At 43.3% G+C, this 14,797-nt stretch carries 16 protein-coding genes and 2 pseudogenes; 13 read left to right on the top strand and 5 right to left on the bottom strand.

The annotated features are described in order from the left end of the window. The first annotated feature begins 19 nt into the window (after positions 1–19). The 9 genes from AC27KL_RS15060 (at position 20) to AC27KL_RS15020 (ending at position 7,243) form a co-directional block, all read left to right on the top strand. Complete coding sequence (locus AC27KL_RS15060) at positions 20–742, top strand: dihydrofolate reductase family protein (protein WP_487170206.1); 723 nt, start codon at positions 20–22, stop codon at positions 740–742. A 228-nt stretch (positions 743–970) separates the two neighbouring features. Beyond that, the gene (locus AC27KL_RS15055) at positions 971–1,807 is read left to right on the top strand and encodes an SDR family NAD(P)-dependent oxidoreductase (RefSeq protein WP_487170205.1); all 837 of its coding nucleotides are present in this window, start codon (positions 971–973) and stop codon (positions 1,805–1,807) included. A gap of 595 nt (positions 1,808–2,402) precedes the next feature. Then, entirely contained in the window at positions 2,403–2,726 is a 324-nt protein-coding gene (locus AC27KL_RS15050; protein WP_487170204.1) for an ArsR/SmtB family transcription factor, read from the top strand. A gap of 97 nt (positions 2,727–2,823) precedes the next feature. Continuing rightward, positions 2,824–3,840, top strand: a complete 1,017-nt coding sequence (locus AC27KL_RS15045; RefSeq protein WP_487170203.1) for an NADP-dependent oxidoreductase — start codon at positions 2,824–2,826, stop codon at positions 3,838–3,840. Between the two features lie 288 nt (positions 3,841–4,128). Then, positions 4,129–4,512 (top strand): MerR family transcriptional regulator, encoded by a 384-nt coding sequence (locus AC27KL_RS15040; RefSeq protein WP_487170202.1) that lies wholly within the window; start codon positions 4,129–4,131, stop codon positions 4,510–4,512. Further along, positions 4,509–5,339 (top strand): NmrA family NAD(P)-binding protein, encoded by an 831-nt coding sequence (locus tag AC27KL_RS15035; RefSeq protein ID WP_487170201.1) that lies wholly within the window; start codon positions 4,509–4,511, stop codon positions 5,337–5,339. Before AC27KL_RS15040 ends, AC27KL_RS15035 begins: the two co-directional genes overlap by 4 nt. A 367-nt stretch (positions 5,340–5,706) precedes the next feature. Continuing rightward, complete coding sequence (locus tag AC27KL_RS15030; protein ID WP_487170200.1) at positions 5,707–6,039, top strand: IS66 family transposase; 333 nt, start codon at positions 5,707–5,709, stop codon at positions 6,037–6,039. Further along, positions 6,036–6,407 (top strand): MerR family transcriptional regulator, encoded by a 372-nt coding sequence (locus AC27KL_RS15025; RefSeq protein WP_013919609.1) that lies wholly within the window; start codon positions 6,036–6,038, stop codon positions 6,405–6,407. Before AC27KL_RS15030 ends, AC27KL_RS15025 begins: the two co-directional genes overlap by 4 nt. Before the next feature lie 5 nt (positions 6,408–6,412). Then, positions 6,413–7,243: an NAD(P)-dependent oxidoreductase gene (locus AC27KL_RS15020; RefSeq protein ID WP_487170199.1), complete on the top strand. Its 831-nt coding sequence runs from the start codon at positions 6,413–6,415 to the stop codon at positions 7,241–7,243. Between the two features lie 363 nt (positions 7,244–7,606). On the opposite strand, the pseudogene AC27KL_RS15015 reads toward AC27KL_RS15020, so the two are convergent. Beyond that, positions 7,607–7,892: pseudogene (locus AC27KL_RS15015) on the bottom strand (MBL fold metallo-hydrolase); the annotation flags it as partial. Between the two features lie 144 nt (positions 7,893–8,036). On the opposite strand from AC27KL_RS15015, the gene AC27KL_RS15010 reads away from it, so the two are divergent. Genes AC27KL_RS15010 through AC27KL_RS14995 form a run of 4 tightly spaced genes read left to right on the top strand, consistent with a single transcriptional unit; the run spans position 8,037 to position 11,114 of the window. Beyond that, positions 8,037–8,480, top strand: a complete 444-nt coding sequence (locus AC27KL_RS15010; protein WP_339324894.1) for a MarR family winged helix-turn-helix transcriptional regulator — start codon at positions 8,037–8,039, stop codon at positions 8,478–8,480. 52 nt (positions 8,481–8,532) lie between these two features. After that, positions 8,533–9,477, top strand: a complete 945-nt coding sequence (locus AC27KL_RS15005; RefSeq protein ID WP_487170198.1) for a ring-cleaving dioxygenase — start codon at positions 8,533–8,535, stop codon at positions 9,475–9,477. A 2-nt stretch (positions 9,478–9,479) separates the two neighbouring features. Next, on the top strand, positions 9,480–10,535 hold the full coding sequence (locus AC27KL_RS15000; protein WP_487170197.1) for an LLM class flavin-dependent oxidoreductase: 1,056 nt from the start codon (positions 9,480–9,482) through the stop codon (positions 10,533–10,535). Positions 10,536–10,547: 12 nt separating this feature from the next. Further along, positions 10,548–11,114: an NADPH-dependent FMN reductase gene (locus AC27KL_RS14995; RefSeq protein ID WP_487170196.1), complete on the top strand. Its 567-nt coding sequence runs from the start codon at positions 10,548–10,550 to the stop codon at positions 11,112–11,114. A 740-nt stretch (positions 11,115–11,854) separates the two neighbouring features. Here the strand turns inward: AC27KL_RS14995 and xerS are convergent. The 4 genes and pseudogenes from xerS to AC27KL_RS14975 form a co-directional block, all read right to left on the bottom strand. Beyond that, positions 11,855–12,925 carry a tyrosine recombinase XerS gene (gene xerS / locus AC27KL_RS14990; protein ID WP_339324900.1) on the bottom strand — a complete coding sequence of 357 codons (1,071 nt, stop codon included), beginning with the start codon at positions 12,923–12,925 and terminating at the stop codon, positions 11,855–11,857. Positions 12,926–13,061: 136 nt separating this feature from the next. Next, on the bottom strand, positions 13,062–13,382 hold the full coding sequence (locus AC27KL_RS14985) for a hypothetical protein (protein WP_487170195.1): 321 nt from the start codon (positions 13,380–13,382) through the stop codon (positions 13,062–13,064). A gap of 22 nt (positions 13,383–13,404) precedes the next feature. Next, positions 13,405–13,596, bottom strand: a pseudogene (locus AC27KL_RS14980) (winged helix-turn-helix transcriptional regulator); the annotation flags it as partial. A gap of 184 nt (positions 13,597–13,780) precedes the next feature. Further along, complete coding sequence (locus AC27KL_RS14975; RefSeq protein ID WP_487170194.1) at positions 13,781–14,752, bottom strand: helix-turn-helix transcriptional regulator; 972 nt, start codon at positions 14,750–14,752, stop codon at positions 13,781–13,783. Between the last annotated feature and the right edge of the window lie 45 nt (positions 14,753–14,797).

The raw sequence follows: 14,797 nt of genomic DNA, 5'->3' as shown, positions 1-14,797 counted from the left end.
ACGAAAAGGGGACGACATATTGACAAGACCATATATTATCTGCCATATGCTGACGTCATTGGACGGGAAAATCGTCGGGAAATATCTTGAAACGAAGCGAGGGGCTTTTTTTACGGAGGAATACGAGAGAGTTCATGAAAGTTACGGATGCAATGCGTGGATGTGCGGCAGGACTACGATGGAGGAAGGTTTTACTCTCGGTCACACATTAGATTTAAAACACGAAGGCGCCCCCTCGATTCCCAGAACGGATTACGTCGCAAATAAAGATGCTAAGAGTTATGCCGTAGCGGTAGATCCTTCCGGAAAACTGGGTTGGCAAGAAAATTCCATTGCTTCGTGGAATGAGCATCGGACGGACGATCATATCATTGAAGTCCTGAGCGAGCAAGTTTCGGATGCTTACCTGGCATATTTGAAAAATCTCGGCATTTCTTATATTTTCGGCGGAAAAGAACGATTAAATTTTACGGTCGTCGTGGAAAAGCTGAAGCATCTATTCGCCATCGATAGATTAATGCTGGAAGGCGGGGGGGTTTTAAATGGCTCTTTTTTGAATGAGGGATTAATTGATGAACTAAGCCTTATCGTCGTTCCCATTGCGGATGGAGCCTCCAACGCTGTGACCCTATTCGAAACGAGCTCTTTTCTTACCCAGCGTCCCGTAAATTTCATTTTGAAAGACGTCGAAAAACTGGAGGATGGAGGACTATCGCTGAAATATATTGCAAAACCGGAATAGTTCTTTGTTTGATAGCGGGAACTCACAGCAAAAGTACATTACACCCGGTATTTTGGGATGAAACGGCATACACACCTGTGCGATCAGGCTTTAGAGTGTTTTGTTGACTCATTAATTACAACTGGATTGAAAGAAGGAATATACATGTCTAATTGTCGGGATATTAGAACAATATTCGACTTTTCAGAAGACGTAATTTATAAATAAATAAAACTGGAGGAATACCATATGTTTGAACAAAAAGTTTGGTTTATTACGGGAGCAGGACGCGGTTTGGGGGTCGAAATTGCAAAAGCAGCCTTGGCAGCAGGTCATAAGGTAATCGCTACGGGTCGTAATATGGATAAAGTAACTAACGCAATCGGCAAAGCTGAAAATCTGTTCGTTGTGAAATTAGACATTACCAGTCTTGAGGAGTCCGAATCGGCAGTCAAAGCAGCCGTAGATCATTTTGGAACGATCGATGTACTGGTTAATAACGCAGCCAGCTTCTATGCGGGTTTCTTTGAAGAGCTGACTCCGGAACAAATCCAAAAACAGCTCGACACCAACCTTATTGGGCCGATGAATGTCACTAGAGCCGTGCTCCCTGTCATGCGTAAAGCTCGTTCCGGTCATATTATTTCCATTTCTTCGCTCGCTGGCATCGTCGGTCAAGACTTTTGCGTTGCCTATTCCGCTTCCAAGTTTGGTCTTGAGGGCTGGATGGAGTCTCTCCATTTGGACGTTGCTCCATTCGGCATTCACACCACGATCGTCGAGCCAGGCTTCTTCCGTACAGCATTGTTGGAGCCGGAATCAACCAATTGGGCGGAGCTTAGCATTGATGACTATGCGAAGCGTACGGCAGAAACTCGTGCGGTTTGGGAATCCATGAATGGTAAACAAGGTGGTGATCCATCCAAGCTTGCCAAGGCACTCCTGACCATTGCAAGTGAGCAGCAGCCGCCGCAACGATGGATTGCCGGTGCCGATGCTGTTGCTGCAATCGAGCAAAAGGTAAATGATCTTCAGAAACAGATTGATGCTTACCGTGATTTATCTACGTCTCTCTCAATTGAATAAGGATTGAAATATTTTGAAACCGCACCTGTTTCGGCCGAAACATCTGAAATTACAGAAAAATAAATTCAAAAGTAGGGAGACACCATTACATGTGCTTATTAATGCTGGTGGTGCAGTCTATTTTAAAAAGGAATTGACGGCTGATGGGATTGATCGTATGTTCTGCATAGCCATTAAGGCTGACTAACCGGCTGCTCGACATCCTTCAAGAAATCGGACCACACCAAGTTTGATGATGGAGCGGGCAACAAACTATAAGGGGGTGTACCAAGCAGCCATTTAAGGCTGTTGCTACACCCTCCTTTTTATGCAAAAGTATCGAGATCGTTCAGCGTGCCGCATAGCGCTTCAGCTCCCGCCGCCTTTAATCCCGCGGCTTCCTCTTCAGAACAGCAAAGCCCCGTCACTGTATGTCCCGCGCCGACTGTAGCGAAAAATACTACAGCTTCTATTCGGGTATTGGAAAAATGCGGATAATGGGGGGAGCCAGGGGCAGCAGTTTACGAAATTTGGCTGCGAACGCTTGATTTTATTTAACAGTTAGCTATAATTATGTTTAAACGATTAAACCAATGAAACAGGGAGGGTGGATAGGGTGAGCCAGCGAACCGAGCAAGTTCTGCAACAATTTAAAGAATCCATTCCGCTGTTGGAAGTGCTGACCGATGAAAACCGCCAAGCTATTATTATGGTGCTGGCACAGAACAAATCGGGACTTAATGTTAATGCGATATCAGGCCATATCAATTTATCCAGGCCGGCAGTCTCCCATCATCTGAAGGTGCTGAAACAAGCTGGTTTTATTCAATCCGAGAAAAAGGGCGTAGAAAATTATTATATATTGACTGTCCGCAAACCGCTCGAACAACTCAAAACCCTGATTACTGCCATTGAAGCAGAGTGCACCTGGCCTCAGTGAATATCAAAAGACTTAAATGGAATCCTGTAGCGCAGGATTATTTTTCGCCCTATTAGTTCATTTGTTTAAACCAATAATCATAATGGGAGTGATACTAATGAAGGCTATAACCATTGAAAAATACGGGAAAGATGTTCCCTTAGTTATGACTGAACAACCAATGCCTCCTATCGGAGAACATGATGTGTTAGTGGAAATTCATGCAGCCAGCTTAAATCCGATCGACTATAAAATTAAGGAAGGGAAAGTAAAATTCCTGTTGAGTTACTCGTTTCCTCTAATCTTAGGCAATGATTTCTCCGGCGTCATCGTGAAGGTTGGCGAACGGGTGAGTGCATTTAAACCTGGTGATGAAGTTTATGGTAGACCACGCAAGAACCGTATCGGCACATTGGCGGAATACATTGCTGTACATGAGGAAGATATTTGTTTAAAGCCGCAGAATCTAAACTTTGAAGAAGCTGCATCGATTCCACTGGTCGGACTTACGACTTACCAAGCCTTTACCGATATTTTGCATCTCCAAAAGGGTCAGAAAATTCTGATTCACGCAGGTGCAGGAGGTGTGGGGACGTTCGCCATTCAACTGGCCAAATTGATGGGAGCTTTTGTTGCAACAACAGCAAGCGAAAAAGGATATGAGTTGGTCAAGTCAATGGGCGCCGATGTGATCATTAATTATAAAAAAGATAACTTTGAAGAAATGCTTACTGAATATGACGCTGTTTTTGATACTCTGGGAGGAGCGGCTTTGGAAAAATCGTTCCGTATTCTAAAGCCAGGTGGTCAGATCGTATCCATCTCTGGTTTGCCAAACGCAAGATTTGGAAAAGAAGCAAAGTTGGGTTGGATGAAAACAGCCATTTTGTCGATCGTGAGCCGTAAGCTCACAGCGCTTGAGAAGAAGTACCATGCAAAATATCATTTCCTTTTTATGAAATCGAGTGGAACACAATTGAAGGTTTTAAAAGAATTCATTGAAGAAGGTCACATTAAGCCCGTTATTGATAAGGTGTATCATTTGGAAGAAACTGCGGAAGCATTCTCGTACCTGCAAGGCGGAAGAGCCAAAGGAAAGGTGGTCATTAAAATAAAAGAGAAAGTACAAAATTGAGTCCGTATAATTGTGTAAAATGCTAGGTCCCAAAAATGGAAGGAGCCATGTTCATAGCCCTCAGTGTTGTCGTGTCGGGGGACAAGAACATGGTCCCCTTGGAAGTCACTATTTTAGCGGCTTTTTTTGTTTTATCGGTACAAGTTCTTGTCCCAACATCCTGCGAGTTATGACTAGACTAATTGCCATCCCCTAAGGGGCTCTTTTTATTTAATTTTTTTCTTGACCTTTACATTAATGTGAAGCTTTATAATAAAGCTAACGTTCCTAATCGATGAGGTGATCATTTTGAAGATCGGAAAGGTAAGAAAAATAACTGGCGTTAGTGCTCGTTCGATTCGTTATTATGAGGAGAAAGGATTGATCAAAGCATCTCGTCAAGAAAATAATTATAGAGAATATGACGAAAAGACAATCGAATCCATTAACACAATTCAACTTTATTTAGGATTAGGGCTGACAACTGACCAAATTCGGGACATTATCTTCTGCAGATTTCCTGAGCAGCAGGAGCATAAAGATAAAGACGTCTATTGTGAGGAATTGCTGCTTATGTATCAGTCGAAAATGAACGAGATTAACCAACAATTAGATGCTTTAACCAAAGCGAAGTTCAATTTGGCTGAAAAAATCAATCAGATGGTGCAAAAACGGGAGGAGGATAATAAATGACTATATTAGTTGCTGGGGCAACGGGAACCGTAGGGCGGCATGTCGTGGACCAACTTCTTCAAAGGGGGCAAAAGGTACGTGCATTGACACGTAATCCGCAGCAAGCCAATCTTCCTCATGGTGTAGAGGTTGTCGCGGGAGATTTAAGTGATCCAAGTACGCTAGTTTCTGCGTTGGTTGGCATCAGCGGCATGCATTTAATTACAACAGGTGCCGAATATGCCCCGTTACAAACAGGACCAGAAATCGTTGAGCTTGCTGAGAAGGCCGGGGTGCGAAGGGTTACAGTTTTGTGGAACGGAGAGAAGGGCCCTTTTGAGAAGGCGGTTGAGTCAAGCAGTCTGGAGTGGACTCAGCTTCAAGCCTTTGAATTTATGGCAAACGCACGGAAATGGGCGAACTCTATACGCTCCGAGGGGGTTGTTCGAGACCTGTTCGGAGGATCACGGATTGCTCCTGTTCATGAAGCCGATATTGGAAGAGTCGCAGCGGTTGCACTAACTGGGGAAGGTCATGCAGGTCAAATATATACATTAACCGGGCCTGAGAGTTTGTCGGTGCAAGATAAAGTTCGGATAATCAGTGAGGTTATTGGACGTGAAATTCAATTTATCGAAAGCTCCGAAGAAGAAGAACGTGAACAGATGAGGAAAATGGGTGTTCAAGAGGATGCAATAGATTACGTGATTAGTTGGCACCTTAATCCGCCTAAATCTGCTTATACCGTTTTATCGACAGTGGAGGAAGTAACAGGACACAAACCGTATACGTTCGCAGAGTGGGTTAAGGAGAATGCAGGATTTTTTATCAATTCGGATAACGCTTGAATCTATTATTTTATTAGACAGACGTGTCAGAGCACACATCGCTGGTAGCGATACGTTCAACGATTCGTTCTGAATTGTTAAGCTAACGGGATACGATAGTTGATAATTGACCAGGAAGAAGCTGCCGGTGAGATGATTCGGCAGCTTCATTACGTGAAGCAATAATTATTCGGGGTCATTTTTGTCGGGGGACAAGAACAAAATCCCATTAAGAGTCGCTATTATAGCGGCTTTTTTTGTTTTAACGGTACAAGTTCTTTTCCCGAGTCGAGGACAGGAACTTGTACCGATTGCCGAAAAGGACAAGAACATGAGCCGATTACCGATAAGATAAGTATCTAAATGTTTTTTCCAATGTAACTTCATTATGCTAACGGGCAGTATAACGCAACAGCGTGTATGTGTAAGAACAATCGACTTGAAGGATGCTACGCCGGAAGAACGGCATGCCGTACGACAAGAACGAAGCCTTCCGGTATTGGAGGCTTATTCGAAATGGCTCCATCTGCAACGATCGCGAACGCTACCTAAAAGTTTGGTTGGAGAAGCGATCGCCTACAAAGCACATCAACCACTTCCAAGAAGCTGTTGCCTTAAACTTAAGTTTAAGGTGTACAATGAATTTAAGATTCTCCCTAATTGGTGGGAGTCATGTAAATCGGAATATATTATCTTACCGGAAATGGAGGTCTCAAGGTGAGTTTATCCATTAAAGAGGCTTCGGAAAGGCTGGGGATTCCTCCTCATACCATCCGATTTTATGAAAGGAAAGGGTTGTTGCCATTTCTTCAACGTGACCCTTACGGAAATCGAATTTTTGAAGAGAGGGACATGGAATGGATCAACCTGATGATATGGTTTCGCGCGACCGGCATGACTGTTGCCGAATTGGAACAATTCGTTGAGTTGGCCGTCCAGGGCGATTCGACCATTCCGCAAAGACAGGATTTGCTGGAAAAGCACAAGCAGAAGCTTCAAGAAAGGCAATGGGAGCTCGATAGAGCGTTTGAAGCGGTCAATCTAAAACTAGCCAAATATGCGGAAATTCAAAACGAAAAAAGGAAGTGAAGGCTGTGACAACACCTATTGGATTTATTGGAGTGGGGAATATGGGGCAAGGTATGGCTCTTAATCTGATCAAAGCCGGTTACACGCTTAGAGTATACAATCGAACAGCAGGCAGAGCTGAGCCTCTGGTCGCGCTCGGGGCCGAATCCGTCTCCAGGCCGAGCGAAGCCGCTACAAAGGGAAATATCGTCATTACTATGGTGACCGACGATTCCGCGCTCGAAGATATTGTGCGGAGCGAAGGATTTATGGAACGGCTTGGACGTGGAGGCCTCCATCTCTCGATGAGTACCGTTTCGCCCGCCACCTCTCGGCAGCTCGCCGATTTTCATGACGAATATGGGAGTCATTATGTTGAAGCGCCGGTTTTTGGTCCTCCCGAAGCAGCTGCCGCGCGGAAACTATGGATCTGCATCGCGGGATCGAAGGAGGCGAAGAAACGAGCATTGCCGCTTCTGGATGCGATGGGGCAAGGAATTTTTGATTTCGGTGAAAGGATCGGCTCAGCCTTAATCGTCAAGATTTGTGGCAACTTCATTAGCTTTACGGCCATGGAAGCCATGATGGAGGCGTGCAGAATGGCGCAAAAAAACGGAATCAATCCTTCGGAAATGATGGAAATGCTCTCTCGGACGATGTTTACCGCTCCGGTGTATCAAAATTTTGGCAAGTTAATTGCGCTTAATGCCGAGCAAATTACGTTGCAAGGTCTTCCGAACAGCTGGATTGCCGTCAAAGACATTGGGTTATTCAAGGAGAGAGCAGTAATGGCGGAGACGGAGGCGCCGCTCGCTAATTTATTAAACGACCTGATAAGCGAATCCCCTTCTCCTTAACAGTCGCATGAACAACGCAGTTATGTTGAAGTGAACGTCAAATAGGCCCCACCTAGGAGTTAGATGGAAGCCCGGGTATGATTGATGAAGATTACGTGAGGCAGCAAGAATCAGGAAGCAACGGCGACCAAGGCAATGTTGCTGAAAACGGTCTTTTTGCATCGCACCAAACAGTTAACAGGACTTTTTCAGTGGCCTCTAATGATAGGCTGGGGCTATTGACGTTTACGTCTATGCACCAAACCAAAAATAATGACTTACAACATCTAACTAAGCTGATTACGTCTTCAACGGGTTCCATCCGGTGACCTCATACTTAGGTTGGGGTTTATTACGCAACTGCTAGCCAGCATCTCTACGGTGCTTGTCTAGAACAGCGACTAGGAAGTCCTTGAACGCATCAGTGGTGTGGCTGACTGTCGGTGCGAAAACAGATTTGACGTCGTATGCCTCGAACAGAACGAAGTCCGCCGATGTGGTCGGCGTCGGGGTACGTGGCGATCATCACATCAATGTCCTTCGCGCCGAGCGCCTTGAGGTATGCGACAACATCATCGCCTTTGTCTGTCTTGCCGGCATCAATCAAAATAACTTCTCCATCTGCCGTGTGAATGTAGGTCGAGTCGCCCTGGCCGATATCGAGAAAGTAGAAGACAATCTCAGTTGAATATCATTTTAAAGGAAGCGTCTGTAGGTGATTGTCATTCAAAATAACTCGAATTCGAGATATTTATCTTGCGATGTTATCAATTGAGTGGTAAAGTGATAATAACGGAAGGGAGTGACAAACAATATGCAACAAAATACTCGCGGGTCATTAATATGGCTAAGACTCACTCGATTCACACATCAAAGTAACCTGCTATCAAATGATTTTTTAAAACAATTTGATTTGACAACCGCACAATTTGATGTGTTAATGCAAATCTCAACATACGAGCCTTTAACACAAAGTGAGCTAGCCGAGAAAGTCACGGTGACACAAGGTGGTATTTCGCGTATGCTCTCTCGCCTTGAAAAAGACGGACTCATTGAACGGAAGCAAGATTGGAAAACGAAAACGATCTCGTTAACGAATAAAGGACGCGAAAAACTAGATAATGCGTTTGACGCTCAGCTTGCGTTCCAATCTTCGTTCTTTGATGAGTGTTTATCTGAAGAAGAACAAAAAACTTTGTATTCGCTCATGTCACGTGTACAAAAAAATAGTGAAAAAAAGAAATTGCCGAACAGGTAATTTTTTTACCTCATCACTTGATTAATCAAGTGATGATTAGGAGGAAAAAAATATGTATACAATTCCAGGACATCATCATATTTCAATGATTACAAAAGATGCAATACAAAATAACCACTTTTATCGTGATGTACTTGGTTTACGCCGTGTGAAAATGACGGTCAACCAGGATGATCCGTCGATGTATCACTTATTTTACGGGGATAAAATCGGAAGTGCAGGTACAGAGTTATCATTCTTTGAAATCCCACTCGTTGGACGCACATACCGGGGCACAAACGCCATTACCCAAATCGGTTTACTTGTACCAACAGAAGCGAGCTTAACCTATTGGAAATCACGTTTTCAGGAGCATAATGTTCAACACAGTGACATCACAATGTACGCCAATCGACCTGCCATATACTTTGAAGATGCTGAAGGCCTGCGCATGGTGCTGCTTGTATCAAATGGCAGTAAAGCAGAACATTGGGAATCGTGGGAAGGATCAAACGTGCCCGCAGAACACCAAATTCAAGGCATGGGTTCAGTGGAAATAACCGTACGTAGACTAGATAAATTAGCAAGAACACTAACAGGGATGTTTGGCTATACGGAAGTATCACGTACGGAAGATGAAGGGATTTTCCAATCCGTACAAGATGAAGTATTTGGCGAAATCGTTGTGAAATATTTAGATGGCCCTGCTGAAAAACCTGGGCGCGGCAGTATTCATCATTTAGCCATTCGTGTCAGAGATGAAGTAGAGCTTTCCTACTGGGACCAACAAGTACGAGCACGAGGATTTCATTCATCCGGCATTGTGGATCGCTTCTACTTTAAGAGCTTATATTTCCGTGAATCAAACGGTATTTTATTTGAAATTGCAACAGACGGACCAGGTTTCACAATCGACGGAGATATCAAAACACTAGGTGAAAAATTGGATTTACCGCCATTTTTAGAAGCTCGTCGTGCAGAAATTGAAGAAAATCTAAAACCAATTGAGGAGAATTAACTATGGAACAATATCGCATAGATCCATCAAAAGGTATGGAATTTGGACTATATTCATTAGGAGATCATATTCCTAACCCACTAACAGGCAAGCGTGTTACAGCTCAGCAGCGAATTAACGAATTAATAGAAGCCAGTAAACTGGCAGAACAAGCAGGTATTGATGTCTTTGGGGTTGGTGAAAGTCACCAGAATTACTTTACTACACAAGCACATACCGTTGTCTTAGGAGCCATTGCTCAAGCGACAAAAAGAATCAAAATCACAAGCTCAGCAACAGTACTAAGTGTTTCAGATCCTGTACGAGTGTATGAGGACTTCGCCACCATCGATTTAATTTCAGATGGCCGTGCAGAAATTGTTGCAGGTCGCGGATCGCGGGTAGGTGCCTATCATTTACTAGGCGTTAATCTACAAGATTATGAGGAAATTTTCGAAGAAAAATTGGAACTGCTCAAAAAAATAAACGAAGAAGATCATATTACATGGCAAGGCGAATTCCGTCCTTCATTACAAAATGCACAAATACTGCCACAACCTAAAAATGGCTCACTCCCCATTTGGCGTGCTGTCGGAGGGCCACCTGCAAGTGCCATTAAAGCAGGTATTATGGGGATTCCAATGATGCTGACTACTTTAGGGGGACCAGCAATCAATTTTAAACCTTCTGTTGATGCCTATAGAGAGGCGGCTGAACAAAATGGCTTTGATTCAAAAACATTGCCTATTGCGACAACCAGCCTATTCTATGTTGCAGATACAACAAAAGAAGCGTTACAAGGGATGTACCCACATATCAATGGTGGATTCCAAGCTATTCGCGGTGGCGGTTATCCAAAACAACAATTTGCTCAAGCACCTGATACACGCGATGCATTAATGGTGGGAAGCAAACAACAAATTATTGAAAAACTGCTGTACCAACATGAACTTTACGGCATGCAGCGATTTATGGCCGAAATCGACTTTGGCGGTGTGCCTTTCGAGAAGATTATGAAAAACATCGAAATCATCGGGAACGATATCATTCCAGCAATTAAAAAATATACAGCCCAATAAGGAGAGATTGATATGAAAATCACTGTAATTTCGGGCTCAATCGTCGGTTCAAAAACAAAAACGGCCATGTCCAAAGTGGTTGAAATGATTGAAAATAAGTACTCTGAGCATGAAGTTACGCTGCTGGATTTAGCTGAATATAAAGTAGAATTTAGTGATGGCCGTAATTTCTTTGAATATGAAGGTGATACTAAATACGTTGCAGAGACGATCATGGGCGCTGATGCCATTATTATTGGTACACCAGTGTTTCAGGCATCTATCCCAGGTACGTTAAAGAATATTTTCGATTTACTACCAGTAAACGCGTTTCGCGATAAAGTTGTAAGTATGCTTGTCACAGCTGGTACACCAAAGCATTATTTAATGGTGGAACAACAATTAAAACCTATTTTGGCTTATATGAAAGCACAAATTGTTCAGACATATGTTTTTATTGAAGAAAAAGATTTTTATCGAAAAGAAATTACCAATGACGATGTGTTATTCCGGATGGAGCGTTTGGTAGAAGATACAGTTGTATTAACTGAAACATATAGAAGTATTCGTGAAGCTAAAGAGGCAAAATACGATTTTTAATAGAAGCTATTAAAAAGGGAGTGAATTTTAAGGTAAGTAATGGGTGGCATTCCTACTAATCATCCAAATTATTCTCTAGGAATGGCAATTGGAAAAGAAGAAAATATAGCTATTATTGATCGATCATCTTAGACTAAATTTGAAAGGGGGAATCTTTATGTAAAGGCAGGCTCCAAACAGTTTATTCTGGGGACTTGAAAAAATAGTCACTAAGTTTAGTGACAATTTTTCGTGGTTGAGTATAGCAGGGAAGAGAAGTCAAGAAACTAGTGTTCCTCGCTGGGACGATATCGAAAAAATTAGGGATTTGTGTTTTCCTAACATAGCTTTTAAATACGCTCATATGGAAAATGGCAAATTACGGCAACCTCCGACAGAAAAGTCGAAATTATGTGTCGGGTGACAAAAACATAGTAACATTAGAGGCCGCTGATTATGCGTTTTTTTAAATTTATGTTATCAAGTTCTTGTCAAAACACACTGACAAGAACTTGATAACATTCCAAACCAATGTTCAAGCCATTTCTATCGTAGAAGGAAGCGATGGCTGCTGGATAGAACACTATATGTATAACTTTCATTATTTTGGATAAACCAATGAATGCAACTTGGATGTCGCTCACGTTACTAAATAGGTGTTATGAAATGGCTCAATATACATATGTACAAAATACGAGTTTTGTGAAAATGTATTTAAGAAAACCGCTGATCGCGGCTATTTTATTGATTTTTCCACTTTTTCACTTATCCATATTATTGACGGCTTTCCTCATCTCTTCATCTGTCAAATGCGTGTAGATCATCGTTGTTTGAATCGACGAATGTCCCAGCTGATTTTTGAGCTTCGGCACGTCGTTGTTCTCCAAATGATATCGTGTCGCAAACGAATGTCTCAAGGAATGCACAGTTAATGCGGGCTTGCCAAACGCTGCAGCGTATTTTTCGATCAGCTTTTCGATCGATCTCGGTGTCAATCGCCGGCTTTGGCCTTTGCGTCCGATCGGTGCCGCTATAAACAGGCAATTTTCCGATTTTGCCGGTACATACCGGGTTTCCCGGATCTTCAAATAATTTTCCAGGTCCACTAATGCTTGCTTGCTAAAATATACGTATTGTTCTTTGCCGCCTTTACGCAGCACGCGCACCTGACCTTTGTTCATATCCAGATCCTCAAGGTTGATGCCAGCCACTTCGGACAATCGCAGTCCGGATCCGAGAATCAAAGACACGATGGCCGTATCCCGCTCCCGGTTAAATTCATGAAAGCGCTGTAAACGTCTGTTATCCTGGTTTAATACGCCAAAATCATGCGCCACAAACTGACGGAACTTCTCAAAATCATCTTCGCGCAAAATTTTCCCTTCAATGCGATAAGCGATCGTTTCCTGGCTTTCCTTAATGGAATTAAAATCGATTTTGGCCATGACATTGCGCTGAATATACGGCTTGAGGTCTGGCGTTTCAGCTTTGTTTTGAAGATAATCAAACAGAGATTTTAAAGCCGACAATTTCCGGTTGATCGTATATTTGTTGTTATCCAATTGATACTCCAAAAAATACAGGAAGTTTTCGACCTCGCGTACGGTCAGCGATTCCAGTAGCGACAATTCAATGTTTTTGCGATCACCGATCGCGGGTTTTACCGAAACAAGCCAATCAAAAAAGATCAGGTAATCGTGGCAGTAATTCAACAGCGTCGTATGCGACAGTTTTCGTTTGCGGCTATCGATGTATTCCGTTACGTACCAAGGCAGCTCGGCGCATTTGGCTTCCACGCGTTTCATATAATGCAGCTTCGCAATTTTATCCACTTATTGCCAAACCTCCTTATAATCAGAGTAACTCTTTTCTAATTATTCGTCAAATTATTATTTTACGTAATTTTGTTGATGGGTATGAAGACCCTGAAAACCCTCTTCTTGTTGATGAGTATTAGCTTTTCTATTATTAGAGAAAAAACATAAGTACTTTTACAACAAAACTAAAAAATAGTGAAAAAACATTCAATCCTATACCCCACCAAGAAATTGTTCGTCCTCTTTTCTCACCGAAAAAACCCAACAAACCAAAGAGTATACCAGCCACAAAAAACAATTGGGGAAAGAATATAAAATAATTTGAATCTTGTAATATTAACCCAATGTTCATAATAACCAAAGACAAAATTCCTAGGAAGCAAGATAAAAATCCTAAGAAAGTAGATATCTTCTGAATAATTGATGGTTTATTTTTGTTTCCGTTATTTTTTTTAAAGAATGCAAATTCCATATTTCCTCCCCACTTTTCTTAACTAAGGCAACGGTATAAATTCTTGTCTCCCGATATAAAAAGGAGCTTCCGTATAGGAAGCAAAAGCCTTTTCCACATTTGAAATCCCTTTTCCTTTACTGATGGTGAAAGCACACATGACTTCCGCTACGGGAATCAATGTTTGGCCGTATTCGCTAAGAGAATATTCTACTTTTGGAGGTACTGTAGGATAGACCTTTTTGTTGAATCATCCCCTTACCTATCAGGATATTCCTTACCAAAAGTTAACATAACAAAATTTTACAATAAGCTCTACATTCGAGTCAATCGTTGTGTATCTAAACAGGATAAAGCCTCGTAGACATGATTCTATTCATAGTTACATCGGATTCGCTGACAAAGGCTGTCGGGGAAGTTCAATCCGGATCGTTTTCGTAATGTTTGGCGATTTCGTATGCCATTGCCTGAATCCGATGCTTCAGCTCCAGCGGCTCCCGAATACGGATGCCCGTACCGAACGTTATCAGATACATGGGGAGGTATTTGTTCATGGTCGGAACGTCAATCAGAAACCGCGCTTCCCGGTCGGTCCGTTCCGTCAGATAGTGGCGCATATGCCAATGAACGCAAAGCGCGTTCAGCGTCTCAGGCTCACCTTCGATGCGGATAACCGTCAGCGGTCCGTCCGCCTCCCGTTCCCGTTCGGACTGGTCGCGGAAGAAAGCGGTCACGGAAAAATGCTCCGGCTTATCGAACAACGCTTCCGTCGGTTCCATTCGCGCGATGCGGTCTACCCGGAACGTCCGCACCGCCCACGAACGATGGCAGAACGCAACAACGTACCATTCGTTTCGGTCGTATGCCAAGCCGTACGGATCGACTTCCCGTTCATCGGCTTGCTCCGCGTTTGCTTTGCGATAGGCGATGCGGATCGTTCGCCTGTCCTTCTCCGCCTGTTCCAGTTCCCTGAGCAAGGGAATAACGGAAGGCGGACGTGCCGGAGAAATGACATCCAAGCCGCTCGTCCGGCGAGACAGGTCGTGGCGCTGCTCTTCCTGCAGCCCGTTTTCCACCTTCGTAAGCGCGGTTTCCAGCTCTTCGGTATACGGGTAACCGGCGCCTTGCGCAAATTTAAACGCTTCCACTAGCGCTTTCAGCTCTACGGAGTTGAAGAACAATGGCGTCTCCTTGAAGCTTTCCAGTATGCGCACGCCCCCGTCATGGCCCGATTCTGCGACGATCGGCACACCGCTGGCACATAAGGCGTCGATATACCGGTACACGGTGCGGACGCTGATCTCCAAACTCTCCGCGATCTGCGCGGCGGTAAGCTTCCTGCCGGATCGCAGCATCCAAAGCATGGACAACATGTTATCCCATTTCGCCATAAGGAATACCCCCTTTTCCTCACAATAATGAATTGATTTTAGTAT

This window comes from Paenibacillus sp. YAE3 (assembly GCF_057546105.1).
The sequence above is the reverse complement of the archived record's forward strand: the minus strand, read 5'-3'. Positions and strand labels throughout refer to the sequence as shown.